This is a genomic window from Streptomyces sp. Tek67B01 (genome assembly GCF_055231995.1).
In genome coordinates this window covers 215321-241836 of sequence record NZ_JBUYUY010000002.1, presented here as the reverse complement: position 1 = coordinate 241836, position 26516 = coordinate 215321, and the positions used below count along the sequence as shown (strand labels likewise).

Annotated in this window: 26 protein-coding genes; 8 read left to right on the top strand and 18 right to left on the bottom strand. The window is 72.5% G+C overall.

All coding sequences use genetic code 11. The features are described from left to right. The first annotated feature begins 82 nt into the window (after window positions 1–82). From ACV7NM_RS34585 to ACV7NM_RS34575, 3 genes are all read left to right on the top strand, one after another. Window positions 83–1066: an ATP-binding cassette domain-containing protein gene (locus tag ACV7NM_RS34585; RefSeq protein ID WP_463414372.1), complete on the top strand. Its 984-nt coding sequence runs from the start codon at window positions 83–85 to the stop codon at window positions 1064–1066. Beyond that, on the top strand, window positions 1063–1854 hold the full coding sequence (locus ACV7NM_RS34580) for an ABC transporter permease (RefSeq protein WP_463414371.1): 792 nt from the start codon (window positions 1063–1065) through the stop codon (window positions 1852–1854). The genes ACV7NM_RS34585 and ACV7NM_RS34580 overlap by 4 nt, the downstream gene beginning before the upstream one ends. 194 nt (window positions 1855–2048) lie before the next feature. Then, window positions 2049–2237, top strand: a complete 189-nt coding sequence (locus ACV7NM_RS34575; RefSeq protein ID WP_463414370.1) for a hypothetical protein — start codon at window positions 2049–2051, stop codon at window positions 2235–2237. 118 nt (window positions 2238–2355) lie between these two features. Here ACV7NM_RS34575 and ACV7NM_RS34570 read toward each other — a convergent pair whose 3' ends face one another. Together ACV7NM_RS34570 and ACV7NM_RS34565 are read right to left on the bottom strand one after the other, a co-directional pair. Continuing rightward, complete coding sequence (locus tag ACV7NM_RS34570; protein ID WP_463414369.1) at window positions 2356–3102, bottom strand: class I SAM-dependent methyltransferase; 747 nt, start codon at window positions 3100–3102, stop codon at window positions 2356–2358. A gap of 282 nt (window positions 3103–3384) precedes the next feature. Then, window positions 3385–3759, bottom strand: coding sequence for a cupin domain-containing protein (locus ACV7NM_RS34565; RefSeq protein ID WP_463414368.1), 375 nt, complete (start codon window positions 3757–3759; stop codon window positions 3385–3387). A gap of 67 nt (window positions 3760–3826) precedes the next feature. On the opposite strand from ACV7NM_RS34565, the gene ACV7NM_RS34560 reads away from it, so the two are divergent. Further along, on the top strand, window positions 3827–4267 hold the full coding sequence (locus ACV7NM_RS34560) for a MarR family winged helix-turn-helix transcriptional regulator (protein WP_463414367.1): 441 nt from the start codon (window positions 3827–3829) through the stop codon (window positions 4265–4267). Between the two features lie 242 nt (window positions 4268–4509). Here the strand turns inward: ACV7NM_RS34560 and ACV7NM_RS34555 are convergent, their stop codons facing one another. The 5 genes from ACV7NM_RS34555 to ACV7NM_RS34535 all read right to left on the bottom strand — a co-directional run bounded on the left by ACV7NM_RS34555 (window position 4510) and on the right by ACV7NM_RS34535 (window position 8224). Then, on the bottom strand, window positions 4510–4983 hold the full coding sequence (locus tag ACV7NM_RS34555; RefSeq protein WP_463414366.1) for a cupin domain-containing protein: 474 nt from the start codon (window positions 4981–4983) through the stop codon (window positions 4510–4512). Window positions 4984–5062: 79 nt separating this feature from the next. Further along, entirely contained in the window at window positions 5063–5674 is a 612-nt protein-coding gene (locus ACV7NM_RS34550; RefSeq protein WP_463414365.1) for a phosphatase PAP2 family protein, read from the bottom strand. A gap of 11 nt (window positions 5675–5685) precedes the next feature. Then, window positions 5686–6855 (bottom strand): MAB_1171c family putative transporter, encoded by a 1170-nt coding sequence (locus ACV7NM_RS34545; protein WP_463414364.1) that lies wholly within the window; start codon window positions 6853–6855, stop codon window positions 5686–5688. After that, window positions 6852–7544 (bottom strand): hypothetical protein, encoded by a 693-nt coding sequence (locus ACV7NM_RS34540; protein ID WP_463414363.1) that lies wholly within the window; start codon window positions 7542–7544, stop codon window positions 6852–6854. The genes ACV7NM_RS34545 and ACV7NM_RS34540 overlap by 4 nt, the downstream gene beginning before the upstream one ends. A 128-nt stretch (window positions 7545–7672) precedes the next feature. Continuing rightward, window positions 7673–8224: an XRE family transcriptional regulator gene (locus ACV7NM_RS34535; RefSeq protein WP_463414362.1), complete on the bottom strand. Its 552-nt coding sequence runs from the start codon at window positions 8222–8224 to the stop codon at window positions 7673–7675. 346 nt (window positions 8225–8570) lie between these two features. Between ACV7NM_RS34535 and ACV7NM_RS34530 the strand changes: the two genes are divergently transcribed. After that, window positions 8571–9020, top strand: coding sequence for an HIT family protein (locus ACV7NM_RS34530; RefSeq protein WP_463414361.1), 450 nt, complete (start codon window positions 8571–8573; stop codon window positions 9018–9020). Between the two features lie 110 nt (window positions 9021–9130). Here the strand turns inward: ACV7NM_RS34530 and ACV7NM_RS34525 are convergent, their stop codons facing one another. Beyond that, complete coding sequence (locus tag ACV7NM_RS34525) at window positions 9131–10348, bottom strand: MFS transporter (RefSeq protein ID WP_463414360.1); 1218 nt, start codon at window positions 10346–10348, stop codon at window positions 9131–9133. Window positions 10349–10403: 55 nt separating this feature from the next. On the opposite strand from ACV7NM_RS34525, the gene ACV7NM_RS34520 reads away from it, so the two are divergent. After that, the gene (locus tag ACV7NM_RS34520; RefSeq protein ID WP_463414359.1) at window positions 10404–11429 is read left to right on the top strand and encodes an ArsR/SmtB family transcription factor; all 1026 of its coding nucleotides are present in this window, start codon (window positions 10404–10406) and stop codon (window positions 11427–11429) included. 317 nt (window positions 11430–11746) lie between these two features. Beyond that, window positions 11747–12958: an enoyl-[acyl-carrier-protein] reductase FabV gene (locus ACV7NM_RS34515; protein ID WP_463414358.1), complete on the top strand. Its 1212-nt coding sequence runs from the start codon at window positions 11747–11749 to the stop codon at window positions 12956–12958. Window positions 12959–12991: 33 nt separating this feature from the next. On the opposite strand, the gene ACV7NM_RS34510 is transcribed toward ACV7NM_RS34515, so the two are convergent. Beyond that, entirely contained in the window at window positions 12992–13453 is a 462-nt protein-coding gene (locus ACV7NM_RS34510) for an anthrone oxygenase family protein (RefSeq protein ID WP_463414357.1), read from the bottom strand. A 110-nt stretch (window positions 13454–13563) separates the two neighbouring features. Here ACV7NM_RS34510 and ACV7NM_RS34505 point away from each other — a divergent pair, with 110 nt between their 5' ends. After that, entirely contained in the window at window positions 13564–14142 is a 579-nt protein-coding gene (locus ACV7NM_RS34505; RefSeq protein WP_463414356.1) for a TetR/AcrR family transcriptional regulator, read from the top strand. Window positions 14143–14191: 49 nt separating this feature from the next. Here ACV7NM_RS34505 and ACV7NM_RS34500 read toward each other — a convergent pair whose 3' ends face one another. From ACV7NM_RS34500 to ACV7NM_RS34460, 9 genes are read right to left on the bottom strand one after another with little or no spacing between them, the layout of a single operon-like run. Next, window positions 14192–14875 (bottom strand): 4'-phosphopantetheinyl transferase family protein, encoded by a 684-nt coding sequence (locus ACV7NM_RS34500; protein ID WP_463414355.1) that lies wholly within the window; start codon window positions 14873–14875, stop codon window positions 14192–14194. A 32-nt stretch (window positions 14876–14907) separates the two neighbouring features. Then, window positions 14908–15921, bottom strand: coding sequence for a C45 family autoproteolytic acyltransferase/hydolase (locus tag ACV7NM_RS34495; protein ID WP_463414354.1), 1014 nt, complete (start codon window positions 15919–15921; stop codon window positions 14908–14910). Continuing rightward, complete coding sequence (locus tag ACV7NM_RS34490; protein WP_463414353.1) at window positions 15918–16535, bottom strand: GNAT family N-acetyltransferase; 618 nt, start codon at window positions 16533–16535, stop codon at window positions 15918–15920. Before ACV7NM_RS34490 ends, ACV7NM_RS34495 begins: the two co-directional genes overlap by 4 nt. Before the next feature lie 3 nt (window positions 16536–16538). After that, complete coding sequence (locus ACV7NM_RS34485; protein ID WP_463414352.1) at window positions 16539–16817, bottom strand: acyl carrier protein; 279 nt, start codon at window positions 16815–16817, stop codon at window positions 16539–16541. Then, window positions 16810–18405: an AMP-binding protein gene (locus ACV7NM_RS34480; protein ID WP_463414351.1), complete on the bottom strand. Its 1596-nt coding sequence runs from the start codon at window positions 18403–18405 to the stop codon at window positions 16810–16812. Before ACV7NM_RS34480 ends, ACV7NM_RS34485 begins: the two co-directional genes overlap by 8 nt. Beyond that, the gene (locus ACV7NM_RS34475; protein ID WP_463414350.1) at window positions 18402–21740 is read right to left on the bottom strand and encodes a non-ribosomal peptide synthetase; all 3339 of its coding nucleotides are present in this window, start codon (window positions 21738–21740) and stop codon (window positions 18402–18404) included. The genes ACV7NM_RS34480 and ACV7NM_RS34475 overlap by 4 nt, the downstream gene beginning before the upstream one ends. Then, entirely contained in the window at window positions 21737–24046 is a 2310-nt protein-coding gene (locus ACV7NM_RS34470; protein ID WP_463414349.1) for a class I tRNA ligase family protein, read from the bottom strand. Before ACV7NM_RS34470 ends, ACV7NM_RS34475 begins: the two co-directional genes overlap by 4 nt. Continuing rightward, window positions 24043–25131 (bottom strand): NAD(P)/FAD-dependent oxidoreductase, encoded by a 1089-nt coding sequence (locus ACV7NM_RS34465; protein ID WP_463414348.1) that lies wholly within the window; start codon window positions 25129–25131, stop codon window positions 24043–24045. The genes ACV7NM_RS34470 and ACV7NM_RS34465 overlap by 4 nt, the downstream gene beginning before the upstream one ends. Further along, window positions 25131–26459: a lysine N(6)-hydroxylase/L-ornithine N(5)-oxygenase family protein gene (locus tag ACV7NM_RS34460; RefSeq protein WP_463414347.1), complete on the bottom strand. Its 1329-nt coding sequence runs from the start codon at window positions 26457–26459 to the stop codon at window positions 25131–25133. Before ACV7NM_RS34460 ends, ACV7NM_RS34465 begins: the two co-directional genes overlap by 1 nt. Window positions 26460–26516: the final 57 nt, after the last annotated feature.

Here is a 26516-nt window from a genome sequence, read left to right as displayed (position 1 = left end):
CCGCAGTTCCTGAACCGCAGCCTCTGAACCGCAGTTCCTGAACCGCAGCCTCTGAGCCGCAGTCCCTGAAGGAGCACCCCTCATGACAGACCTGGCCATCGCGGCGAACGGGCTGCGCAAGTCCTACGGCGACAAGACCGTCCTCGACGGCATCGACCTGGCCGTCCCCGCGGGCACCGTCTTCGCACTGCTCGGCCCGAACGGCGCCGGCAAGACCACCGCCGTCAAGATCCTCTCCACCCTCATCACCGCGGATGCCGGCGAGATCCGCGTCGGCGGCCACCACCTCGCCACCGACCCGCAGGCGGTGCGCCGGGCGATCGGCGTCACCGGGCAGTTCTCCGCCGTCGACGGGCTGATCACGGGCGAGGAGAACATGCTCCTCATGGCGGACCTGCACCACCTGACCAAGAGCGAGGGACGACGGGTCACCGCCGAACTGCTGGAGCGCTTCGACCTCGTCGCCGCCGCGAAGAAGCCCGCCTCCACCTACTCGGGCGGTATGAAGCGCCGCCTCGACATCGCCATGACCCTGGTCGGCGGCCCGCGGATCATCTTCCTCGACGAGCCGACCACCGGCCTCGACCCCCGCTCCCGCCACAACATGTGGCAGATCGTCCGCGAACTCGTCACGGGCGGCGTCACCGTCTTCCTCACCACCCAGTACCTGGAGGAGGCCGACGAACTCGCCGACCACATCGCCGTACTGAACGACGGAAAGATCGCCGCGGAGGGGAGCGCCGAGGAGCTGAAGCGGCTCATCCCCGGCGGCCACGTCCGCCTCCGCTTCACCGACCCCGTCGCCTACCAGTCCGCCGCCTCCGCTCTGCCCGAGGGAAGCCGGGACGACGAGGCCCTGGCCCTGCAGATTCCGAACGACGGCAGCCAGCGCGAACTGCGCTCCATCATCGACCGGCTCGACGCGGCCGGCATCGAGGCAGACGAGCTGACCGTGCACACCCCTGACCTCGACGACGTGTTCTTCGCCCTCACCGGCGGCGCCAAGGTCCCCCACCAGCCCGGCCGAACCGGCCAGACCAGCCAGACCAAGGAGACCGTCCGATGAGCTCCCTCTCCCTCGCGGTCCGCGACTCGTCCACGATGCTGCGCCGCAACCTCCTGCACGCCCGGCGCTACCCCTCCCTCACCCTGAACCTGCTGCTCACCCCGGTCATGCTGCTGCTGCTCTTCGTCTACATCTTCGGCGACACCATGAGCGCGGGCATCACCGGCGGCACCCCCGACCGGTCGGCGTACATCGCCTATCTCGTCCCCGGCCTGCTCCTCATGACCATCGGCAGCACAGTGATCGGGACGGCGGTGTCCGTCTCCAACGACATGAGCGAAGGCATCATCGCCCGCTTCCGCACCATGGCCATCCACCGCCCCTCGGTGCTCGTCGGGCACGTCGTCGGCAGCGTCGTGCAGTCGATCACGAGCGTGGTCATCGTCGGCGCCGTCGCCGTCGCCATCGGCTTCCGTTCCACCGACGCCACCGTCCTGGAATGGCTGGCCGCGTTCGGACTGCTCGTCCTCTTCGCCCTGGCACTCACCTGGATCGCGGTCGGCATGGGCCTCGTCAGCCCCACCGCGGAAGCCGCCAGCAACAACGCCATGCCCCTGATCCTCCTGCCGCTCCTCTCGAGCGCCTTCACCCCCACCGAGTCCATGCCCGGCTGGATCCAGCCGATCGCCCAGTACCAACCGTTCACCCCCGCCATCGAGACCCTGCGCGGCCTGCTGCTCGGCACCGGGATCGGCAACAACGGCTGGCTCGCCGTCGCCTGGTGCGTGGGCCTCACGGTGCTCGGCTACTTCTGGTCGACCTCGAAGTTCAACAGCGACCCGAAGTAGGGGGTGCTCAAGCGCTCCCGGCCGGTGCCCCGCGGAAGACCTTCTTGACGAACCTCCGCGCGCCTTGTGCAACGGTCCCCCCGGAGGCAGTGGGCCGGCGGTACCCGATCGGCGCAGCGCGAGCGGCGTCCCACCCCTGCCCGTGCCAGGCTCGTCGAGGATCAACCACCCCCCACGACGAGGAGTCCCCCCTCATGGGCATCAAGGACGAGATGCAGGACAAGGCACAGAAGGCCAAGCAGAAGCTGCAGGGCAAGCAGGACGAAGCCTCCCAGCGGGGCACGACCGAGCAGGAACGCCTCCGGCAGCGCGCCGAAGAGACCCGGCAGAGCGGCCAGAGGTCCTTCGACGACATCCAGGACGACTTGGACGACCGCCGCTGACCGCCCCCATGGCGTCCGGGCCCGCACCCCTGCGAGGGGTGCGGGCCCTCTCCGTGCCGGGCGGGGCGGGGCGGGGCGGGGCGGGGCGGGACACCCTCAGGGGCGCCGGGGGATCGTGTCAGCTCCCGGCGGGCGGCCGGTCACGGCGGAAGAGGGCCGCCCAGAGAAAGGGCTCGCCCATGCGGGGGGACTCGGGCGGCTCGTCGCGCATACGGCGCAGTTCGATCTCCGTCAGGTCGCAGAAGATCCGGCGCAGCGCCTCGGGGCTGTAGGCGAGACCGCCGTGGAGGCGGGCATCCCGGTAGAAGTCGCGGTCGGGGAGTTCGGACCCCATCGCGCCGGCCGCGAAGCAGGTGAGGGCGAAATGGCCGCCCGGCGCCAGTGCCCGGTCGAGGAGGCCGAGGTAGCTGATGCGGCGGTGCGGCGGCAGGTGGTGGAAGCAGCCGGAGTCGTAGATCAGGTCGTACGGGCCGGTCAGGTCCGTTCCCACGAGATCGAACGCGTCACCGCGGCGGAACCGGACGCCCGCCCCCAGGCCACGAGCCCGGTCCTCGGCCCAGGCTATGGCCGACTGCGACAAGTCGACGGCGTCCACCTCGAAGCCCAGGGAAGCGAGGTGGAGCGCGTTGCGTCCCGGCCCGCAGCCCAGGTCGAGGGCGCGGCCCGCGGTGACGAGACCGCGGTCGAGGTACGAGACGAGGTTCTCGTCCGGCTTCGCCGCGAAGAACGGCACCGGGCGCGAGCGGTCCGCGTAGAAGCCGTCCCACCACGGGGCCGCATCGGCCGTCCAGCGGTCGGCGTCCGGTGCGAACAGGTCGTCCAGGAGCCTCAACGCGTCCTCGACCGTGCGTATGTCGCGGTCCATCAGATCCCCTCTCGTCAGGGGAAAGTCTACTCTCGGAGGAAGGAAAAGCGCAGGTCAGACCGGGTATTGGAGGGCATTGACGGTCGCCTGACGGGGCGTTGGGGAGGGGCCGGTCCTGCCACCCTCGAAAGAGGGCGCGCGTACGCCCACGCCCCCACCGAAGGCCGTCGAGAGGGCAAGGACGGCGACCGCGGACGGGCTTTCCGAAGCGGTTCGACACTCGGCCCGGACCCCCACGACGCCGCCCGGCACGCCGGACGGCGCAGAGTCCGTCGAGAGCGCCTAGTGGGTCCAAGGCGGTGCGATGACGCTGCCGTCGGCCAGTTCGGCGGTAAGCCCGGCACGGGTGGTGACCCACATGTGCGCGGGCCCGTCGGTGGTGTTGGCGACCCCCAGCTCGGAGCCCGCGGGGGCCACCGCCGCGTCACCGGCGCCGAGTTCGGCCGTCTCGCCGTCGATGGTGAGACGGAGGCGGCCGGACAGGACGTAGAACGTCTCCTCGTGACTGATCACGTGGGCGGGGCCCACCATCCCGGCGGGGATCTCCGCGCGCCAGGCGGCGAGGTCCCGGCCGCCGGTCCCGGGGCGGACGTAGGAAACGAAGCGACCGCCGTGGATCTCGTACTCGACGGCCTCGTCACCGCGGATAAAGGGCATGCCGACTCCTTATAGACAAGTTACTTGTCCATAAAGACAAGCAGCTTGACGAGTTATAGTCAAGCCCATGGATGACGCTCTGGCCTTCTCCGCCCTCGTGCTCGCACTCTCCGGACAGTTGGTGCAGACGATCCACGCTCGCGTGGCCGAGCAGGGGTTCGAGGACCTACGGCCCGCACACGGCTACGCCTTCGCCCGGATCTCGTTGGGGGGCGCCACGACGGCCGATCTGGCCGAGCACTTGGGGGTGACCAAGCAGGCCGCCGCGCAGCTGGTCGAGGAGCTGGTCCGCAAGGGGTACGTGGTGCGGCTGCCGCACCCGCACGATGCCCGCGCCCGACTGCTGGGGCTGACGGAGGCCGGATGGGCCGCCACTCGCGCGGCGGACCAAGCGGCCAGGGCCGCCGTCGCACCCTGGCGAGAGGCACTGGGCGAAGCGCGCTTCGGCGAACTCGTCGCCGACCTGACCCGGCTCACGCCACCGGGGCCGATCCGTCCCGCCTGGTGAGGGGAGGCCCGTCCGGCCCCGATGGCCCGGGGTCTGCCCGGCCGGTGGGCCACCGCGCCCCGGCGCCGCGGGAGCCCGGCCGGCCTGGAGGAGGACCGTGCCCCCGGGCGGAGCAGTCGAGCCGGACCGGGCTGTTCGGGTCCGTGACCACGGCGACACGGCGGACCGCGTCCGCGAAGCCGGCGACCGGGCGCTGACAACGGCTCCTCAAGCCGACATGTCGCTCGCGCCGGGCCGGTTCCTCAGGGCCGCTCGTTCTCCTCGTAGTGGATGTGGTGTCGGGCGGCGATGGGGTTGATCTTGGCAGGGTCCAGTTCCCCACCGGTCAGGACGGCAGGGCCCGCCTCGACCAGGTCCTCGACGTAGCACTCCCAGCCGCCCGGGGAGGAGATCTGAAGGACGCGCGGGGGCGGGTCCGAGGCGCGGCGCAGGGCGTGCGGGACGCCTCGGGGCAGCAGGGCGAAGGTGCCCTGCGGCGCGGAGTGCGTCCGGTCGTCGAACTCGATGTCGAGGACGCCCTCCAGGACGTAGACGCACTCGTCGGCCCGGTGGTGGACGTGGCGCGGAATGTCCTTCGCGAGCGTCACTTCGAGGAGCGAGAGCCGCCCCTCGGTGTCGGCCGTGGCGGCCTTGACGGCGAAGGCGGGTGGCAGCGGTACGCGGCCCGGCCGGGCGGCACCCGGCTCCAGCAGGATGAAACGGTCTTCTTCGGACATGACGTAGACCTTCCTCACGTGGTTCGGGTCGATCCAGCTGACGGACCGGCGTGCCGGGATGTGACGGGCCCGCGGGGTTTCAGCGGATGAGGCTGAAGACCGGGGCGGCGGTCGCGGCGCCGAGCGCGGTGCCGACGAGGACCTGGGCGAGGGTGTGGTCGCGCAGTTCCACGCGGGACCAGCCGACCAGGGCGACGAGGGGGTAGGCGGCGAGCGCCCAGGGGCCGTAGGCGAGGGCGAGCATGGCCAGGGCGCCGGAGGAGACCGCGGTGTGGACGGAGACCTTCCACACCGTGGTGATGGCCAGGATGGCGATCAGGGTCACGAGCATCGCGGCGATGAGGGCGATCATCTCGCGGGGCGCGTCCAGGGTCGCCATGAGGGTGACGCAGGCGGCGACGGACGCCATGATGCCGGGGATGACCAGCAGGCGGTCCTGGCGGCGGCGGACGTGGCGGTCGCCCCAGTGGCCGCGACGTTCGCCCCACTTGATGAAGAGGATCGGGATGACGCCGCAGAACAGGGCGGCGAGCAGGCCCCAGCCGACGCCCGCCAGACGGTCGGCGTGCCAGCCCGTCAGCAGGGTGACGGCGATGATCCAGTTCTTGGGTTCCAGGCCGTCCGTGATCAGGCGGGCGGCGCGGGACTCGGTGGTCGCCTCCTGCTCCGGGGCGGGTGCGGTGTCGGTCATCGGGACTCCGGTCATCGGGACTCCGGGGCGGGCGTGTCGAGGAAGGTGGCTGCGACGGGCGAGTGGTAGGCGGCGCTGATCAGGAGGAGGCGGTGGACTTCGGCGGGGAAGTCCACGTCCTCCAGGGCGGAGCCGTGGCCGCGGGCCGGGTCCGCGACCGGGGCGGCGCCGCGCAGTTTCGCGGCGCGGGCGGCGCGCAGCCACAGCGCTTCGGCCATGGCCTCGCGTTCCTCGCCGTGCAGTCCGGCCTCCGCTGCGGCGCGGTCGGCCCGGTCCCGGACGGAGGCGGAGACGTACGGCATGAGGCTGAGGCTGGCGTCGCGTATCTCGATGACAGTGCGGTGCAGGTGCACGCGGATGCCGTGGCGGTGGGGGGTGGGGAGGGTGATGTCGGGGACGGCTTCGGTCAGCGAGGACCACAGGGGTCGCAGTCGCCGGCCGGCCCGCCAGTCACCCGCGGTGCGCGCGAGGACGCCCACGGCCGGAAGGGAGTTCCCGATGATGATCAGCCCGATGGCGAGGTATTCGACGAGGTCGGCGGTGCGCTGGATCGTTTCCTCGTCGGCGAGGGGCCCGTCGCTGACCAGCCGGGCGAGCAGGGCGGCGATGCGGATGCAGGCGTAGACGACGCCGACCGCGGTGCCGATGCCCAGGATGCGCAGCCCGTTGCGCAGGGAGCGGGCGCCGGCGTGGCGGGCGTAGGCGAGGAAGAGCCAGGTGGACAGGCCCATGGCCAGCCCGAGGTAGGCGGTGAAGGTGAGCAGGTAGGCGGTGGCGGCGGGGGTCCCGGCGTACGCCTCGTAGAAGTTCTCGACGCGGGTGGGCTGTTCGACCTGGGCGAAGAGGATGCCCATGAGGAGCATCACGGCGAGCGCGAGGGCCAGGTGCGGCAGCCGGGTGCGGTGGACGAGTTGGGGGCGGGCCATGGAGAAGACGAAGTCGAGGATGGCGCCGCAGGCCACGATGCCGACCGCGTGTTTGGCCGGTACGGAGATGTTGTTGATGCCGGTGGAGGTGTCCAGGAGGCTGCTGACGGGCGGCATGGCGAGGGTGGTCGCCAGAGCGAGGCCGGTGAAGGCCAGCCAGAGCGAGCGCTGCCGTGGGACGCGGATCGCGGACGGCAGGCGCCACAGCGCGACCGCCCACAGCATGACCATGATGGTGATCTTGAGGAGACTCATCGGTTCCGGTGGGTGCGTGCGGGGTGGGCGAAGGCGTCGTGGAGACGGTGGATGACGTCGGCGGCTCCGTCGGAGGTCGAGCGGTCCTCGTCGCGACTGATGCGTTCCAGTACGAGGGTGGCCAGGGTTTCGGCGTCCTTCTCCTGGTCGGAGTCGAATTTGGTGCGGCCGAGGAGGCTCAGGATGCGGCTGCCGGACAGTTCGAGTTCGTCGTCACCGGGCCGGGGCGCGGCCGCGGTGGCCCTGAGGCGTTCGGCCTCGGCACGCATGAGGTGGGCCACCATGTTGTGTTCGTCCAGACCCTCGACCGCGGGGACGGTCATGTCCAAAAGCCGCTCGAAGTGGGACGCGGCCGCGGCGAGTTCCTCGGCGGTGGCGTCCTGGGGGACGTCGAACTGCGGGGCGACGTGGCCGAGGAGCATGTGGGAGATCTCGTGCAGGATGATCTGCACGCGCAGGAGATCTGAGGCGCTCTGGTCGTAGAAGACCAGGTCGGCGGTGTCGAGTCCGATCCAGATGCCGCAGGGGAGGTCCGGCTGGGGCGGACCGTCGAGGGGAAGGAGGAGCAGGGGGCGTCCGCGCTGTTCGGCGATGTGCGCGCAGAAGGACGACAGGTCGAAGGGCTGCGGTATGTGCAGTCGGTCCGCTATCGCGACACAGGGATCGGCCGGTCGCCTGCGCCATCTCATATCGCGTTCCATTCCGGCCCGGGTGTCGTGCGGGCTGACTTCGTGCGCCGTGCGCCACTTGAACGGCATCCGGTCACAACGGTCGTATACATGGTCGAACTCCGCGTTGCCCACGTGTGGCCGGCCGGCTAGGCGCGGGAGGCCGTGTCGGGGCCCGCGGCGGGCATCCGGTCGGGGGTTCGGTCGGACGTCCGGTCGACCCGGGGCAGGCCCTCGGCCTGCCGGGCGCCGTCGACGATGGAGGTGATGCCGCGCAGCGCGGCGGCCGACAGCCCTCTGAGCCGGAAGGCGACGGCCTTGACCTGCTTGTCCTCCAGGGCGTCGGCGAGTTCACGGCCGGCTTCGGCCCGGTCGGCGCCTTCCCGCAGTTCCCTGATGCGGGCATCGGTGCGGGCGGCCACCTCGTCGTCGAGGAAGTACTTGGCTCCCACGCCGAAGAACTTGCCGAGCGCGCGCAGGGTGTCGACGCTCGGGTTGGTGACCTTGCCCTTGTGCAGGCTGTGGATGGTCCCGTGGGAGACGGTCGGGTCGTCGGGGCCGGCCTGCTCGCGGATGGAGTCGGCGATCTCCTGATAGGTGTAGGGGCCGCGGTCCTTGGGATGCAGGGTGCGGATCAGGTGATCGAGCCGGTGGGCGATGGGGCCCTGGCCCTGCTCGCCCGCGCTGTTGTTCTCACCCATCGCGGCACTCCCCGGTACTCACCGACTCAGCGGTCACTGTCGCGGTGTCGTGTGTCGTCTCTACTCGACTGGACGCCGGCACGGGCCGACCCGCCAACAATCTAACCGACTTGACAGGGGCGGTCGGCCGCCGCGTATGTTTCAGCGGGGTCATCTAGTCAACTGGAGACGGGCCGCCGGGCACGGGCATCTACTTGACTGGAGAACGCCATCGGGCCGAGGCGGTCGCAATGGGGCACGGGGGTGTCCGTTGCGACCGGCTCCCGTCCCGGTGTCCCAGGCGGTCCGGCCGAGCCCGCGCTCCGCGACGCCGCCGGCGCCGCGACTCGCCTGCCATCCATGGGACATGGGCCACTGGCAAGAGGATCGGATCGCCGCCGCGGAGCGGGGCGAGAACCCCACGGTGCTCGCGCGGACGCGGACCGGATGGGCCGTGATCGGCGACACCCAGCACCTTCCGGGCTACTGCCTGCTGCTGTACGGGGGCCGCGCCGATCACCTGACCGACCTGCCGCGGGGCGAGCGGGCCCGCTTCCTGCTCGACCTCTCCCTCCTCGGCGAAGCCGTCGAGATCGCCTGCCGTGAACGGGACCCCGGCCTGCGCCGGTTGAACCACGAGGTGCTGGGCAACTCCTGGCACCACCTGCACGGCCACGTCCACCCGCGCTACGCGTGGGAGCCGGCGCACCTCCTGCGTGGCCCGGTGTGGCGCTACGGGCAAGAGCGCACCGCCCCGGAGCACTGCCTCGGGCGCCGCGGCACGACGGCCTTCGGGCGGCCGTCACCCGGGCGCTGACGGGTGTTCTCGCGGAGGCGTACCGGGAGGACTGACCGCCGGGGAGGGCGGGCCGTCCGGGCGGCGGCGGGCCGGGCGGCGGCCGGGGGCGGGCGGGCGCCCGGCGGGAGTCAGCGGGCGCGGGGCGGGATCAGGTGGCGGGTGAGTGCGGCTGACGCGAGGAGGGCGATGAGGGCGCACACGGCCGGCCAGCCGAAGGCGGTGTAGGCGCGGACTCCGAGCCACGACCCGGCGGTGCCGCCCAGGTACGCGCACGTCATATAGGCGGTGGTGAGCCTGGCGCGGGCGTCGGGGCGCAGGGCGTACACCCGCGATACGTTGGCCAGCGTGCCGGACTGCAGGGCGATGTCCAGCAGCAGGCTGCCCGCGGCGAGGGCGATCAGGCCGAGCCGGCCGCCCGAGCCGCCCGCCGCGAGGACCGCGGCCGCGACGAGGACCCCGAGCAGGGAGACCAGGTTGACGGGTCCGGGACCGTGGCGGTCCACCAGCCGCCCGGCGAACGGTGTGCACGACATGGTGGCCGCGCCGACCAGGGCGAGCAGGCCCACGGCTTGGGCGCCGAAGCCGTAGACCGGCCCGGTCAGCAGCAGCGCCAGGGAGGTCCACGCGGCGGAGAACCCTCCGAAGACCGCGGCCTGGTAGAAGCACGAGCGGCGCAGTTCCGGCTCGGCGCGCAGCAGGCGCGGTGGTTCGGCGAGGAGCGCGAAGTAGGAACGTCCGGCGGCCGGGGTGGTGGGCGGCACGGCGTACGCCATGACGGCCGCGAGGACCAGGGCCGCGGCCGCGGCCACCAGGTAGGGGGCCCGCCAGCCCAGCCACTCGCCGAGCGTCCCGCTGAACGTACGCGCCAGCAGCATGCCGGCGGTCGAACCGCTGAGCAGCGTACCGAGCACCTCCCCCTGCCGGTCGGGCGCCGCGAGGCCGGCCGCCATCGGGCTGATGATCTGCGCGGCCACGGTGGTCAGCCCGACCAGGGCGCTCGCCGCCGCCAGCGGCGGCAGGCCCGGGGCGCAGCCCGCGGCCAGCAGGGCGAGGCCGCTCAGCGCGAGCAGGACGGCGAGGAGCGTGCGGTGGCGGAACCGGTCGCCGAGCGGTACGAGGAGGACCATCCCGGCGGTGTAGCCCAGTTGGGTCGCGGTGACGATCAGGGCGGCGCGGTCGGCGGGGATGTCCAGTCCGGTGGCGATGAGCGGGCCGACGGCCTGCGGGAAGTAGAGGTTGCCCACGGCCACGGCGCAGGTGAGGGCGAGGAGGACCACCAGTCGGCGGCTCATGCCGGGGCCGCCGCCCGTGGGGCCCGTCGGCGGGGCGACGGTGGGGAAGGTCATGGGGAAAGTTCACGGCACGGGGTGTGGACCGCCAATCGATGTAGCGTTCGGCTTAATGATCAGTTTCGAGCTCGGCGTCGAGGACCTCGCCGACACCCGGTTCGCCGTGTCGCCGCTCAGCGAGACGGTGCTCAGCCTGCGGGTGCTGCACGATCCGGGCCTGTCGGCCGTCCACCTGCCGTGGCGCAGGTCCGTACTCGGCGCGCTCGGCGCCCTGGACACGGGGCTGTTGATGTCCCTGGTGGCGGTGCGGCTCACGCTGCCCGACTTCCTGACCCCGCGGCCGGCGGCCTTCGCCCCCTCCTTCGAGGACGAGCTGGCGGTCGCCCGCCGGACACCGCCCGCGCTGGTCCGGCGCGACCTGCTGGCCACGCACGCGCCGGGCCGGTTGCCGGGGCCGCTGGTCGCTGCCGAGACCGGCGACGACGCGGCCGTGGCCGACCTGCGTGACCGTGTCTGCGCTCTCCTCCTGCGGTACTGGGAGATCGCCGTCGAGCCGTTGTGGCCGCAGGTGAGACTCGTGGTGGAGGCCGACATGACCTACCGCGCCCGGCGGCTGGCGATGGGCGGGGCGCGTCTGCTGTTCGCCGACATGCATCCGAGCCTGCGCTGGCAGGACGGCGTCCTGCACATCGACAAGATGATCGGCCGGCACCACGTCAAGGCGTCCGGCCGGGGATTGCTCCTGGTGCCCTCGGTCTTCGCGCACAAGCCCGCGCCCCCGGTGAGCGCGGAGGAGGCGCCGTCGCTGATCTACCCGAGTCGCGGTGTGGCGACCTTGTGGGGGCCCGTACCGGACGGGGTCCGGGCCGCGACGGCCCTCGTGCCGCTGCTCGGCGCGCCGAGGGCGCGGCTGCTGCGGCTGTTGGCGGAACCGCTGGCCACGGTGGAACTGGCCCGTCGACTACGGGTCACCCCGAGCGCGGTGTCCCAGCACCTGCGGGTGTTGCACGCCGCGGGGTTGGTCACCCGGGCGCGCCAGGGCCGACAGGTGCTGTACCGGCGCACCCCGCTCGGGGACGGGCTCGCGGCGGTGGACCGACACCGTTTCGGGTCCCGGTCGGGAGCCGGTCCCGGGTGAAGTAGCCGCGCTGCAGACCCGGGCGGTCCGGCCGGCGGGGGAGGTGGGCGGTGTCAATGCCGAACACCACAAGGACCGGCGGCGTTCTGCGTGACACCTTGTCAGGAGTCACTGACCGAAGCCGTGGCTACGATCACTGATGACTGACAGCCGGAGCCGGACTCGGGGGTCGTCAGCCCGGCCCCGGTCGCGCCGGCGGGCCGCCTCGAAGAGCGGTTGTCCGTCGTCATCTCCGGACGAGGAGACCTGCCGCCCGCATTCGATCGCGGCCCGCGCACGCTCCTCGCCGGCATCGCCCCGAGCGGAACGGACGCACCGTGAGCCTTCGCAAGATCGAGCCCAAGCAGCGCGGGCTCCTCATCGTCAACTCCCACCCGGACGGGGCCGCGCGGACGGTTCACCGCACGTGGGAGGGGATCGAGCCCCGCACGGACGGCCGCAATCCGGTCGCGCTCATCCTCGGCCACTCGGCCGGCTACGGACTCGCCGCCCTCCTGGCGGGCATGCGCCGGCACGGCGTCCGCGGCGTGGGCGTCGCCTACGAGACGCCCGACAACGGGCGCCGCACCGCGACGGCGGGTTGGTACCGCACCGCGGCGGCCGCCCGGCTCGCCGCCGACAACGGCCACGACATCCGCTTCGTCAACGCGGACGCCTTCTCCACGGACGCCAAGACGCACGTCCTGGACCTGCTGGAGCGGCACTACGGACCGGTCGACCACCTCATCTACAGCCTCGCGGCACCCCGGCGCACCGACCCGGCCACCGGCGAGGTCCACCACTCGGTCATCAAGCCGCTCGGCGCCGCCTACGACGCGCCCGCGCTCGACTTCTCCGGCGCCGACCCGAAGGTCTCAAGTGCCCACATCGAGCCAGGAACCGATGAGGAGACTCGGGCGACGGTCGCGGTGATGGGCGGAGACGACTGGGCCCTGTGGGTCCGGGCCCTCGCCGAACGCCGACTCCTCGCGGACCGGTTCACCACCGCGGCCCTGACCTACGTCGGCTCCGAGGTGACGGCCCCCGTCTACCGACAGGGCACCATCGGCGCGGCCAAGGAGCACCTGGAGCAGACCGCCCACGACCTGAACACCTCGCCCGTGCTCAAGGAGAAGGAAGGCCGGGCGTACACGGTGGTGGCCGGCGCCGCCGTCACCCAAGCCTCCAGCGCCATCCCGTCCATCGCCCTCTACACCACTTTCCTCCGCACCGTCCTCGGCGGGCCCGGCTTCAGGACCATGGCCGAGCAGGCCGCGGACCTGTGGGACCAGTTGGAGGGCCGCACCCCGCCGGCCCTGGACGAGAGGGGCCGCATCCGGCTGGACGGCTGGGAACTTGACGAGCACGTCCAGAACCGCGTCAGGGAGCTGTGGTCGAATCCCGAGCGCGGTCTCGAAACGGCCCGAGCCGGCGCGGACTGGTTCATGGGCCAGGTTCGGGAGCTCTACGGCTGGGGCGTCGACGGCGTGGCCTATGACCGGCCGGTCGAGACCGACGTCCCCTGGCCCGCGGCGGCGGACCGGGCGTAACGATCCGCGCCCGCGTCCGCCCCTTTCGTACGGCTAGACGAGGGCGACGGTGAAGAGGGTGAAGGCGGCGACGATGACTGCCACGCGGGCGTAGTGGAAGCGGTCCCAGCGGTTCACCTGCTGCTTCCAGTCCGCGGGGACGCCGTCGCGCGACCAGGTCGCGACGCGGGAGTTGATCGGCACGAGCAGCAGGATCGACATCACCACGCTCACCACGAGGAGCGCCGCGCCGGTGGCGACGAAGGGGGCGGGCGCGTCGTCCCAGGACAGCGAGGCCCACACGGCGCCGAGGATGAGGGAGCCGATGTACCAGAAGGGCATGACGCGGCCCAGGACGCGGGCGCCGTCGCCGCGGGCGGCGAGGCCTCCGTTGTCGGGGAGCCGGTCGAGGATCGGGTTGACGAACACGGCCACCGCGAACTCCACTCCCACCATCAGTCCGACCACCACGACCGTGACGACAGCCAGTACGTCCTGAGCCAGTACGTCCTGCATGACCCCTCCAGGGTGACGACCCGCGTTTCCGACGCTTCTAGCGGCGCTAGCTTTCGATGCAATGCTAGACATGCCGATGCTCGATTGTCTAGCGACGCTAGGATGAAGGCATGTCGACACACGAACGCAAGGAACGCGAACGGGCCGACCGGCACCGGCTGATCGTCGCCACCGCGCGCGAACTCGCCGAGGCCCAGGGCTGGGACGCCGTCACCACGCGCCGGCTCGCGGAGCGGATCGAGTACAGCCAGCCCGTGCTCTACAGCCACTTCCGCGGCAAGAGGGAGATCGTGGGGGCGGTGGCGCTGGTGGGGTTCGCCGAGCTGACGAACGCGCTGCGCGCGGCGGTGCCGGAGGGGGCGGGGGGCCGCGGGGCCGTTGCCGCGCTGGCCCGCGCCTACACCGACTTCGCGACGCGCAGCCCCGCCCTCTACGACGCCATGTTCAGCCTGGACAACGGCCTTCCCTACGCCGACGAGGCCACGCCCGCCCCCCTGCGCGAGGCGTTCCAGGCCCTCTTGGACCCGCTGGCCGGGCACGCTCGCCCGGACGAGGAGCCGGGGCTGTACGTCGAGACGTTCTGGGCCGCGCTGCACGGGCTGGTCACCCTCACCCGCGCCGGTCGCCTGCCCGGCGACCGGGTGGCCGACCGGCTCGCCCTGCTGGTCGACCGTTTCGTACCCCGGTAACGGCCCCGGGCATCGGGCCCCGGGCGGCCCGGTCAGCACGGCGGCCCGGTCAGCGCGGCGGCCAGGGGCGGACCCGGAAGGGCGGGAGGTCGTGGGAGACGAAGGCGGTCATGGCCGAGGGGGCGGTCGGACGGGTCGGGTGGAGGGAGGTGTGCCCGTGCCAGGGCCGGTGGCCGTGACCGGTGATGCCGCGGAGGGCGACCGCGCCGCCCGGACCGAAGTCGAGGTCGACCTCCTTCGCGCCCCGCGCCAGACCCCGACCGGTGGCCTTGACCGCGGCTTCGAGCAGGGTCCAGGCGTGGAAGAAGGTGCGGGGCGTGGCCGTGGCGGGGGCCGCCGGGTAGACGAAGGACAGGACGTCCATGCTGCCGGCGTCCGGGCGGACGAGTTCCACGTCCACCCCGACCGGCCCGGTCTCCGTCACGCCCAGCAACAGCAGGCCGTCGGAGCGGGACCAGCTGACGTGCGTGCCGGGCCGGTCGGGCAGGTACGGCTTGCCCGCCGGGTCGTAGTGGATGCGCAGGTCGCGCGGATCGAGGCCGAGACGGTCGGCCAGCAGCCTGCGGACGGTGAGCCGGGCCCGGTAGAAGCGGTGGGCGGCCCGGGCGTGGACGAACTCGGCTCCGCGCCGCAGTTCCTCCTCGGTGAGGCCGGCCAACACGTCCGAAGGTCCGGCCGAGTCGCTGATGTCGGTGGGGACGACCCGGTCGAGGTCGACCAGCCATGCGTCCATCCTCCGCTCCTTTCGGTCAGAGGGTGCTTCCGTCAGAGGGTGAAGGTCCGGGTCGCGGCGAGCGAGGGATCGCCCGGGCGAAGGTGCAACTCGCCTGCGTCCGGGAAGAGCACCACCGCCGCGACAGTGCGTTCGGCCCGGATGTCCCCGCGATCGGGGACGCATATCGGTGGGCGCGCCAGCACGGCGAAGTGGTCCTCGGCCGAGGCGGTCGGGGCCAACCCGGCCAGGCCGTCCGTCGCCGCGCGCAGGCGCCGCACCGAGGAGTTGCGGGCGAAGACGTTCAGTTCGTCCGCCGGGGCGAAGTCGGGGTGCAGGAAATGGTTGGTGTGCACCGGGTCGGGCCCCTCCCCCACCCGTAGTTCGCCACCCAGGTGTTCCACGTACAGCGCGCGCTCGCGGTCGCACAGCATCAGGGAGCGCGAGCTGGCCAGCGGCAGGTCGGCGAGGAGTTCGAGGGCTTCCCCGAGGCTCCCGGCGTTGTCGAGGAGGTGGCGGATGGCCAGGTACGGCGGCACCCCCGGGCCCCACGCGCCGCCGAGCACCAGGTTCAGCCCGACGGCGAGGCCGGCGCGGTTGAGGCCGAGGTAGCCGAGCAGCCCCGCGAAGCTGAGGACCAGGGAGCGCGGGGTGCGCAGGACGGTGATGTGGGTGTCGAGGTTGCCGTTCAGGTCCACCGTCTGGGCGAGGACCGGGGCGGGCCCGGTGCGGGCGTACGTGGTGCAGTCCCCGCCGGTCCGGATCTTGGAGTAGCCCATGAGTTCGCGGCGCAGTTGGAGCAGCCAGGCCTCGTCCTCGGTGATGCGGGCTCCTTCCGCGAGCCCGGCCACCTCCTCGGCGAGGTCCGGCAGGGCGGCCGTGACCGCCGTCCGGTAGGCGGCGATCGACGGCCTGAGCCCGTCCAGCGAAAGGGGGGTGGCGGTGAGGTGGCCGAGGCGGGCCACACCGTCGTCGAGGAAGGCCCGCAGCGGGCCGGCGAGGGCCGCGCCGTGCGCGCGGCCCGTTTCCCGGGGGGTGCCCGGGGCGTCGACGTGGGTGACGCTCATGCGGGGACGGCCGTCTTCGGGCCGCGGGCGAGGGCGGCGCGCGCCTCGGGCCACTCGGCGCGCAGGACGCTGTAGAAGACGGCGTCCCGGCGCCGGCCCCCGGGCATGTAGTTGAAGCTGCGCAGGGTGCCTTCCTCGGTGGCGCCGATGTTGCGCAGTCCGCGCCTGGCCTGGAGGTTGAGGACGTCCGTCTTGAACTCGACGCGCTCGGCCCCCAGGACGTCGAAGGCGTGCTCCAGGAGCAGGGCCTTCGCCCAGTGGTTGATGCCCTTGCCGCGGAAGTCGCGGCCGAGCCAGGACCAGCCGATCTCCAGGCGCCGGTCGGCTTCGGCCATGTTGCCGAAACTCATGCTGCCGGCGATCCGGCCGGTCGCCTTGTCGAAGATGACGTAGACGGCGCGGCGCCCGGCGGCGTGGTCGGTGAGCATGGCGCCGAAGAAGGTCTCGAAGTCGGCGTCGCTCTCGACGGCGGAGACGAAGTAGCGCCAGATGTCGGGGTCCATGGCGACGGCGCGGACGCCCTCTCGGTCGGCCTCGGTGACCGGGGTCAGCCGGACGCGGTCGTTCTCCAGGGTGGCGGCGGCGTGCTCGGCCCAGTCGTTCGTGCTGGTCATGGTTCAGGCTCCGGTCGGTGCGTCGTGGTGGCGGGCGAGGGCGGTGGTGACGTCGCGCAGGGTGCGCATGGCGGCGAGGTCGTGTTCGGTGAAGTGGGCGAGGTCGACGCCGGTGTCCTCGCACAACTCGGTGAGGAAGAGGACCTTGTTGAGGGAGGTCAGGCCGTAGGCGGCGGCCAGGTCCGCGTCGGGGTCGAGCGACTCGGCGGGGACCTCGGGGATCAGGACGAGTGAGAGCTGCTCGCGGGCCGCCGACTCGATGGGGGTGAGGGTGTCAGGCATGGATTCCGGCCTCCTGGCTGTGCAACCGGTGCGCGTACGCGCGCTGGATGGCGGGGCGTTTGGGCTTGTACTGGCTGGTCAGCAGGCCGTTGGCGATGCTGAAGGGTTCGTCGGCGACGATGACCCGGCTGATCCGCTCGTCGGGGGTGCCGGCGGCGTTCGCGGCGGCGAGCAGGGCGGTGACGGCGTCGGTGACGGCGTCGGCGTCGGCGGGCGGGGCGGCCGGGGAGACGACGGCGACGAGGTCGGTCTGGGTCGGGCTGAACAGCACGCACTCGGCTATCGCCGGATCGGCCTTCATCCGTTCTTCGACGGGCCGCACGACGACCTTCTTGCCGTTGTCGAGGACGATGACGTCGTCGGCGCGGCCGTGGACGAAGAGGAAGCCGTCCTCGTCGAGCCGGCCGATGTCGCCGGTGCGTACGGTGCCGTCGGGCATGAACACCTTGTCGGAGTCGCCGGGGGCGGCGTACGCGTAGTGGTCGTTCACGGGGTGGGTGCTGCGGACGCTGATCACTCCGTCCTCGCCGATCAAAACCTCCTTGCCGCGCAGGACCCGGCCGACGCTGCCCGCGCGGTGGGCGCCGGGGTGGTTCTTGGTGACGATGCAGGTCTCGTTGAGGCCGTAGCCCTCGAAGAGGGGCAGCCCGGCTTCCTCGGTGAAGAAGCGGACCATCGCGGGCGCGGCGGGTGCGGAGCCGGTCCACAGGTAGCGGACGCGCTCGCCGAACAGGGCCTCGGCCACCTGGCGGGTGCTGCCCGCGCCGGGGCGTTTGCGCTTGGCCTCGATCTGCCGGCGGGCGGTCTCGTAGAAGGCGGGGACGCCCATGACCACGGTGGGGCGGACCCGGCGCAGGGTGGCGAAGGCCGCCTCGTAGGTGGTGAGGGTGACGTCGTGGCCGTGCAGCAGGGCCGAGTAGACCCAGTAGCGCTGCTGGAGCAGGGAGAGCGGGAGGAAGACGAAGAGGTGGTCGTCCGGGGTGTGTTCGAAGATCTCCTGGACGGCGTCCAGGGAGCTTTCGATGCTGCCCGCGGTGGCTCCGAGGCCCTTGGGGACTCCGGTGCTGCCCGAGGTGAACTTGATGGTGGTGACGTCCCCCTCCGCCCAGGTGACCGGTGGCAGTGGCGCGTCCGGGCCGTCCCCCGGTTCGGTCAGGGCCCAGACGTCGTCCGTCCGCAGGGTGCCGGGGAGGTCGGTGGGCCGGTCCGTGCACAGCAGGGAGATGCCGTAGCGGTCCATGAGTTCGCGGGACGGCGTGAACTTGCCGGGCTCAAGGCCGGCCGTCTGCGCCTTGAGGCGCAGCGCGGCCAGATCGAGCAGCACCCATTCCAGGCTGTTGGCGGCGAGGATGCCGATGCGGTCGCCCGGGCCGATGCCGAGACCGCGCAGGTGGTGGGCGAGGCGGCCGGCCCGTACGTACAGCTCGCGCAGGGGTACGGAGCGGGTGCCGTCGAGGCGGGCCGCGTGGAGCAGGCCGCCGGCCGTCGGGGCCGACCGGACGAGCCGGTTGAGCGGTGAGAGGTCCGCTGCGGCGGGGCGGCCCACCACGGCGTCCGCCGGGTGCGGCGCCGCCGTACGGGCGGTCATCGGGCCTCCTGCGGGGTGAGGACCGCGGCCATGGCGCGGACGGTGTCGATCTCGGCGAACTGGTCGAGGGTGAGGGTGATGCCGAAGCGCTTGCGGGTCGCGGTGAGGATGCGGGCGGCGGCGATGGAGTCGCCGCCGAGAGAGGCGAGGCTGTCCAGGGCGCCGATGTCGGTGCGGCGCAGGACGGTGCCCCAGATGTCGGCCAGCAGCTTTTCCGTGTCGCCGGTCGGGACGGCGTCGGCCGCCGAGGCCTCCGCCGTCGCGGACGCGGCCGGCCCGGGGTCCTCGGCGCCGATCGACGCGAGCTTCGTACGGTCCACCTTGGCGTTCTTGGTCAGGGGCAGGCTCTCGTGCCAGACCAGCGCCGCGGGCAGCATGTAGTCGGGCAGGTCGGCGCGCAACGCCCGGCGGATCTCGGCGAGTTCGGGGCGCTGCGGGCCCTCGGCGACCAGGTGGGCGATCAGTGAGCCGCCGCGGGCGGCGACGACGGCCTGGGCGACGGCGTCCAGCGCGGCGAGGCGGGTCTCGACCTCGCCCGCCTCGATGCGGTAGCCGTTGACCTTGATCTGGAAGTCGGAGCGGCCCAGGATCTGGATGTCGCCGTCCGGCAGGTACCGGCCGAGGTCGCCGGTGCGGTAGAGGCGTTCCCCGCGCACCGGGTCCTCGTGGAACCGCTCGGCGGTGCGTTCCTCGTCGCCCCAGTAGCCGCGGGCCAGGCCGGCGCCGGCGGCGACGATCTCGCCGGTGACCCAGTCGGGGGCGTCGAGGCCGTCGCGGTCCAGGACGTAGGCGCGGTTGTTGGCGTTGGGCCGGCCGTACGGGATGGACTCGCTGCCGTCCTCGTCCTCCCGGACGGGGTGCAGGATGTTCCAGATGGTGGTCTCGGTGGGGCCGCCGAGGGAGACGACCTCCAGGCCGGGTTTGAGGGTGCGCAGCGCGGCGGGCAGGGCGGGCGGGAGCCGGTCGCCGCTCATCATGACCAGGCGCAGGGCGGGCGGTACGTCGCCGTCGGCGGCGGCCTGGTCGTGCATCAGGCCGACGATGGCGGGGACGGAGTTCCACACGCTGATCCGGTGCCGTCGGCACAGGTCGAGCCAGTGGGCGGGGTCGACGGCCTTGTCCCGGTCGGGCATGACCAGGGCCGCGCCGGCCGAGAGGGCGCCGAAGACGTCCCAGACGGAGAGGTCGAAGTTGAAGGCGCTGATGGCGAAGAAGCGGTCCCGCGGGCTGATCCGGAAGCGGGTGTGGCAGTCGGCGACGACGTTGGCGACGTTGCGGTGGGTGACCATGACGCCCTTGGGGGCGCCGGTGGTGCCGGAGGTGTAGAGGACGTACGCGAGGTCGTCGGGGTGGGAGCCGGGCAGCCGGGCGGGGACCTCGGCGAGGTGCTCGGGCCCGTCCGGGAGGGTGCTCAGGTCGAGGACGGCGAACTCCCCGGAGGCGCAGGCCTCGACGGGGTCGCCGTCGGTCAGGACGCACCGCACCCGGCCGTCGCGCAGCATGTACCGCTGTCGGGCGGCGGGCAGGGCGGCGTCGACGGGCAGGTAGGCAGCTCCGGCGAGCACGGTGGCGAGGATGCCGACGATCTGCTCGGGGCCGCGCCGCATGACGAGGGCGACGAGTTCGCCCCGACCCACGCCCTGTCCGCGCAGCCAGGTCGCGGCCGCGCCGGCCCGGCGCAACAGTTCGCCGTAGCCGACCTCCCTGTCGGAGGTGAGGATCGCGGGAGCGTCGGGGGTGTGGGCGGCGCGGGCGGCGATGGCGTCGCCGAGCATCTCGTCGGGCAGGGCGACGGCCGTGTCGTTGGCGGCGCGGCGGCGTTCGCGCTGGGCGGGCGGCAGCAGGTCGAAGCTGTGGCGTTGCCAGGCCTCCTCGTCGGCGAGCGCGTCGAGCAGCGTCCCGTATCCGTAGGCGAGGTCGTCCAGCAGCCCTTCGGGGAAGAGTTCGTCCAGCCCGTCGAGTTGGATGACGGCGGCTCCGTGCTGCTCCATGGCGAAGGCGTTCAGCCACACCTGGGGGGTCTGGCTGACCGAGTACACCTCGGGCCCGAACAGTTCCAGGGCGGAGCCGTCGACCTCGCTGCTGACGTGTCCGATGGCGCTGTTGAAGGTGAACGGCATCCGCGCCCCGGCCACCCCGCCGCGGCGGCGGGCCAGTTCCTGCATGACCTCGATGCCGGAGAAGTGGCGGTGGTCGATGTCGGCGTGCAGCCGGGCCTGTAGTGCCTTCGCCCGCTCGACGAAGGTGAGGGACCGGTCGACCTCCGCCTCGACCAGGAGGGTGTCGGAGAACTGGCCGATGGCCTCGAAGACCCGGGGGTGGACGGGCGGCCGTTGCGCGATGGTGGTGGTGAGGGTGAACCTCTCCCCCGCGCCCCAGGTGGCCAGTGCCTCCGCGTACGCGGTGAGCAGCAGCGCGGAGGGCGTCAGTCCGGCCGCGGCGGCCCGTTCCTTGACGGCCGTCCACCGCTCGCCGTCGACGCGGACCCGCCGCTGGGTGAAGCGGGAACGGGTCAGGGCGGCGGGGCTGGTGCGCAGCGGCAGGTCGGGGTGGGGGGCGAGGTCGTCCACCCGGTCCGTCCAGTACTGCCGGGAGCGCCGGGCGGGAGCCTTGTCGCGGGCGGCGGCCAGGGCGGCGAGGTAGTCGTCGTAGGCGAACTCCTCGGGCGCCTCGTCGCCTTCGAGGGGGTGGCTGCGGTAGGCGCGCCACCAGGCGCGGAAGAACAGGAACATGCTGATCCCGTCCATCACGAGCCCGTCGTGGCCGACGTGGAGCACCATCTTGTCGTCGGCGAGGACGATGACGTCGACGCTGAGCAGCGGGGCCCGGTCGGCCGGCAGCACTTGGTGGGAGCGCGTCCCGCGCAGTTCGGCGCGCAGGGCCTCCTGTTGCCGGGGGGTGCGGTCGCGCAGGTCGAGGCGGCCGATGGGCAGCTGGCTGTGCGGGCCGTACTCGGTGGCCTGGCGGTCGTCGGCGAGGAAGCGGGAGCGCAGGGCGCTGTGGGCGCCGATGACGCTGTCGAGGGCGCTCTGCAGCCGGTCGAGGTCCCAGACGCCCTCGATCTCGTGGAAGACGTGGCTGGCCACGTCGCCGATCTCGAAGACGCCGCTGCGGCCGATGTAGTAGCTGCGCTGGAGCGGGGTGAGGGGGAAGCCGGGGCCGAGCCGGGCCTCCTCGGCGAGGTGGGCGACGAGTGCGGGCTTGGCGGCTTTGACCCGGGCGATGAAGTCGGGGTCCATCCGGTCGCGGTTGCCCTGGAGGCGCAGGTCGCCGTCGACGAGGGTGACGCACAGGCCGCGTTCGGCCATCTCGCGCAGGATTCGGCGGTGGTTCATCGCGTCCCTCCCTCGGCGAGGGCGGCGGTGGAGGTGGAGGTGGAGGTGGAGGTGAGCGCGGTGACGGCGTCGTCGTCGGCGCGCTCGGCGATGACGGCGGCGAGTTCGTCCAGGGTGCCGCCGTGCAGGAGTTCGTCCATGGACAGGTCCACGTCGAGGGCGTCGAGGATCTGGTACTGGACGGTGACCGCCTGGAGCGAGCCGGCGGCGAGCTGGGTGAGGGTGCGTCCGGCGATCCGCTCGCCCTCCGCCAGGCGCAGGGCGGTACGGACGATCCCGGTCAGCCACGGCGTGAGGGCGTTCTCCGCGGCCGGGGCGGGGTCGGTGCCCGCGGGCCGGAAGAACACCGCGTCGGCGAGGGTGACGGCGGCGCCGGGGGTGAGGAGTTCGACGGTACGGGGCCACGTGCGCGGGGCTTCGAGGCCGAGGGCGGCGGCCAGCTTGTCGGCGAAGCGGGGCATGACGGGGGCCGCGGCGTGCGCGAGGAGGCGGGCGGCGGCCAGTTCCAGGGCGATGGCGGTGCGGCTCTCGGCGGCCCACGCCTCGGTGTCGGCGAGGAGTGCCTCCCCGCGGGCGAAGCGGACGGTGTCGCGGACGATCCCGTCGAGTTCGGCGGCGGCCTGGTTGAGGGAGAACGCGTCGTTGCCGAGCGCCCCGGTGACGGCGGTGAGGCGGGCGGCGAGCCGGGCGAGGAAGGCGGAGTGTTCGGGGGTCCAGTTCCCGGCGTCGGGGGCGTGCCCGCCGTGGTGCTTGGCGACGCGGGCGCCGAGGTCGTTCAGCCACTGCTGCCAGGTGCCGATGAGGATGTCGTCGAGGGTGGCCTCGTAGGCGGCGCGCCGGAAGTCGGTGCGCAGGCCCTCGGGGCGGGTGGCGGCGAGGAAGTAGCGGACCGAGTCGACGGTGTCGGGGCTCAGGATCTCCTTGCCCCAGATGGCGTGCCGGCGGCTGGTGGAGAACTTGCTGCCTTCCAGCAGGTAGAACTCGTTGACGTGGTAGTCGATGTCGGGTTCCCAGCCGGGGAAGGCCAGCTTGTAGAGCACGGGGTAGAGGACCGCGTGGTAGAAGCTGTTGTCGTAGCCGAAGAAGTGGACGATCTTCCAGTCCTGCGCGGGGTCGGCGGCCCGCCAGCCGCGGCCCAGGCGGGAGCCCAGTGACTGGATGCCGTGCAGGAAGCCGTAGCTCATCTCCGGCCACACCCAGATGACCTGGCCCTCGGTGGCGTTCTCCTGCGGTTCGACGCCCCAGGTGGAGGGGTGGGTGACGGGGATGTCGAGGGCGGGGCGGCGAAAGAGCCGGTCGGCGAGTTCGCGCAGCCGGGCGGGGGCCCGGCCGAGCCGGTGGTGTGCGCGTACGTCGGCGGCGAAGGCGTGCAGCGGGAGCGTCCAGCGGGCGGCGGGGGCGCGGCGGGGGGCCGCGGTGGAGCCGGCGGAGACGGGGTCGGTGAGGTCGGCGACGGTGTTGGGCTCGCCGCACTCCTCGCAGATGTTGCCGGAGGTGGTGGCGCCGCAGCCGGGGCAGCCGCCCTTGACGTCGACTTCGTAGAGGTAGGCGCCGCTCTCGGCGTCGTAGAGGGCGTCCTGGGCGGTGACGGCGATCTGGCCGGAGTCCACGACGCGGCTGAAGAAGTCCTGGAGGCCTTCGCGGTAGTCGGCGTCCTGGTCGGTGACCGTGTACTGGTCGAGCGGGATGTCCATCAGCCGCAGGGTCTCGGCTATCTCGGCGCTGTAGTGCGCGGCGGTCTCGGCGGGGGTGCGGCCGTCCTTGCGGGCGGCGCCGACGACGTAGCTCTGGTAGTCGTCGCTGCCGGTGAGGTGGTAGGCCTCGGCGCCGGTCATGCGCTGGAAGCGGGTGAAGGCGTCGGCGCCGAGGTAGGGGCCCGAGAGGTGGCCCAGGTGCAGGTCCCCGTTGGGGGTGGGCGGGGTGGAGAAGACGAAGACGGGGCGCTCGCCGAAGCCCTTGCGGGCTGGGTTCGCGGCGGAGGCCGCGGCCCGCTCGCCGTCGCGCCAGTACTGGGTGAAGAAGACGAGGTCCTCGTCGCCTGTGTTGGCCAGGACGTGCGTCTCGAACGGTTCGAAGAGGACGACGGTGCCGGGCTCGGCGCCGTGGCGGGCGCCGCCGTCGAGGACGAACTCGCCGCGCCCGGAGACGATGACGAACAGTTCGGTCTCGTCGTGCTGGTGGCGGTCGACGGAGCGGCCCGGCGCGACGCGGCCCCAGCCGGCTCCGGTGCCCAGGCCGTCGACCCCGCTCATGTCGATGCCGAAGGCCTGTTCCAGGACGTCGGCGTCATAGTCGGCGATGATCATTTCGTGGCCTTCCGGGGTGAGGCGGGCAGGGAGAGGAGGTCCGCGGTGCGGGCGGCGAGGGCGGGGGCGAGGCGGTAGCCGGAACCGCCGGCGGCTCCCGCGAAGACGATCCGGCCGTCTTCGGCGAGCGGGGTGACCAGCGGGCGGCCGTCCGGCCCGTAGGCGTCGCAGAAGACGCGGCCCGCGTGGCAGTGGTCGGCGAGCTCCGGGGCGTAGCGGGTGAGCAGGGCCCGGGCCTCGGCGAGGTGGTCGGCGGTGAGGGCCGGGTCGACGGCGCCGGGGTCGACGTCCCATTCGCGGCAGGTGTAGCTGAACAGCCAGTGGCCTCGGTGGTGGAAGGGCAGCAGGAAGGCGTCCTCGTCCTGGAAGACGATCGCGCCGTCCCCGGGGCGCGGGGGGACGTCGACGTGCAGGGCGACGATCTTCTTGACGCGGGCGCCGAGCGGGGCGACGAGCTCGCGCCAGGCGGGTTCGGCGAGCCATGGCCCGGGGGCGAGCACCACGCGGGCGGCGGTCAGGGTGGCGCCGCCGGTCAGGGTGAGGTGGGCGCCGTCCGGGCCGGAGTCGAGGGCGGTGACGGCGACGCCCTCGCGGAAGATGACCCGGGGCCGCAGTTCGGCGGCGAGCAGCTGGGTGAGGGTGTGGACGTCCGCGTACTGGCAGCCGTCGCCCACCCAGGCCCCGAACCGGGCGGGCAACGCCGTGATGGCCGGGGGGAGTTCGCCGACGCGGCGCAGTTTCGCCTCGGGCAGGTAGACCTCGCGCAGCCGCTCCTCGGCGGCCTCGGGGGCGAGGACCGTCATCGGCAGGGGGTGGATGGGCAGGTCGGGGCGGGCGGTGTGGAGGTCGGCGTAGAAGTCCTGGCTCTCGGCGGCCAGGGTGCGCACGGTCTCGCCGGCGCCGCGCGGGAAGTGCAGTCCGGCGGAGCGGCGAGTGGCGCCCGAGCCGATCATGTCGCGGTCCAGGACGGTGACGCGGGCGGCCGGGTCGCGGGTGAGGATCTGCCGGGCGACGAGGACGCCGAGTATCCCGGCGCCGACCACGGTGACGTCGCATCGGGCCCCGGCGGGGGCGGACGCGCTCATCAGGCGCTCCAACGTTCCTGCGGCGCGGCCTTGGTGGACCACTCGATGAAGGACGCCAGCTGTTCGTCGCCGCGTACGCCGCTCAGCCGGTCGGCGATGCGCCGGCTGCGCCAGGCGTTGAGGCTGAGGTTGGGGTCGGCGAGACCGCGCTGGCCGCGCACACCGTTCTGGACGAAGATCCGGCGGTCCTCGGGCCCGTCCCAACGGACGGCGTAGTCCTCGTCGACGCGCAGTTCCTCGCCCTCGCGCTCCAGGCGGTGGGCCACGGGGGCGAGGAAGTCCATGGCGGCGGGCCGGTAGCCGGTGGCCCAGACGACGACGTCGGCGTCGAACTTCTCGGCCGATTCGGATTCGCCGGTGTGTCGGGCGGCGACTTCCCAGCCGGTGACGGGGGCGGGGCTGACGTCGAACACCTCACGGCCCGGGTGGAGGGCGACCAGGTCTTCGTTGCCCTCCACGAAGCGGTGGACGTAGATGCGCTGGTAAATATCGCGCAGGGTGGATTCCGAGATGCCGTCGCTGGTGAGGATGTTGCGGGAGTTGAGCGACTGACGGCGTTCGCGGGGCAGTCCGTAGAAGTAGTCGGCGTGGCTGGGCATGTAGTAGTCGTTGGTGAACGGCGAGTCGTCGATCGGGAAGTAGTTCTGCCGGCGGGAGATCCAGGAGACCCGGCGGGGCAACTGCCGGCCGGGGCGGGAGATCAGGTCGAGGAAGGCCTCCGCGCCGGACTGGCCGCCGCCGATGACGACGACGCGTTTTCCGCCGAGGTCGTGGGCGGCGTTCAGGTAGTCGGCGACGTGGAACTGGGTGGCGCCGAGCAGGCCGGCGCCCTGCGGCGGGACCCAGGGGCGGCTGCCGACGCCGACCACGATGTTGTCGGCGGTGACGGTGCGGCGGTCGGTGTGGACGGTGTAGGTGCCCAGCCGGTCGTCGAAGCCGACTTCCCGGACGTCCTCCCCGAAGGCGATGTTCTCGTTGCGACGGCTGGCCCAGGCCAGGTAGTTGCGGAACTCCAGCCGCGGCACGTCGTCGAAGCGGGCGTTGAGGAAGTGGTAGACCCGGCCCTTCTCGTGCAGGTAGGCGAGGAAGGAGAAGGGGCTGGCGGGGTCGGCGAGGCTCACCAGGTCCTTGAACTGGGAGACCTGGAGGGTGGTGCCGGGTATCTGCTGGCCGTCGTGCCAGCTGAAGGACTCCTTGCGGTCGAGGAAGAGATTGGGTAGGTCCGGTCGACGGTGCAGCAGTGACGCCAGGCTGAGGTTGGCCGGGCCCACGCCCACTCCCAAGCAGCGGAAGTGCGCGGCGTCGGGCGGGAAGCTCTCGTGCCCCATGGTCGTAACCTCTCGTTCGAAATCGTCAAGGATGGCGAGGGGGAAAGGGGTCTCGCG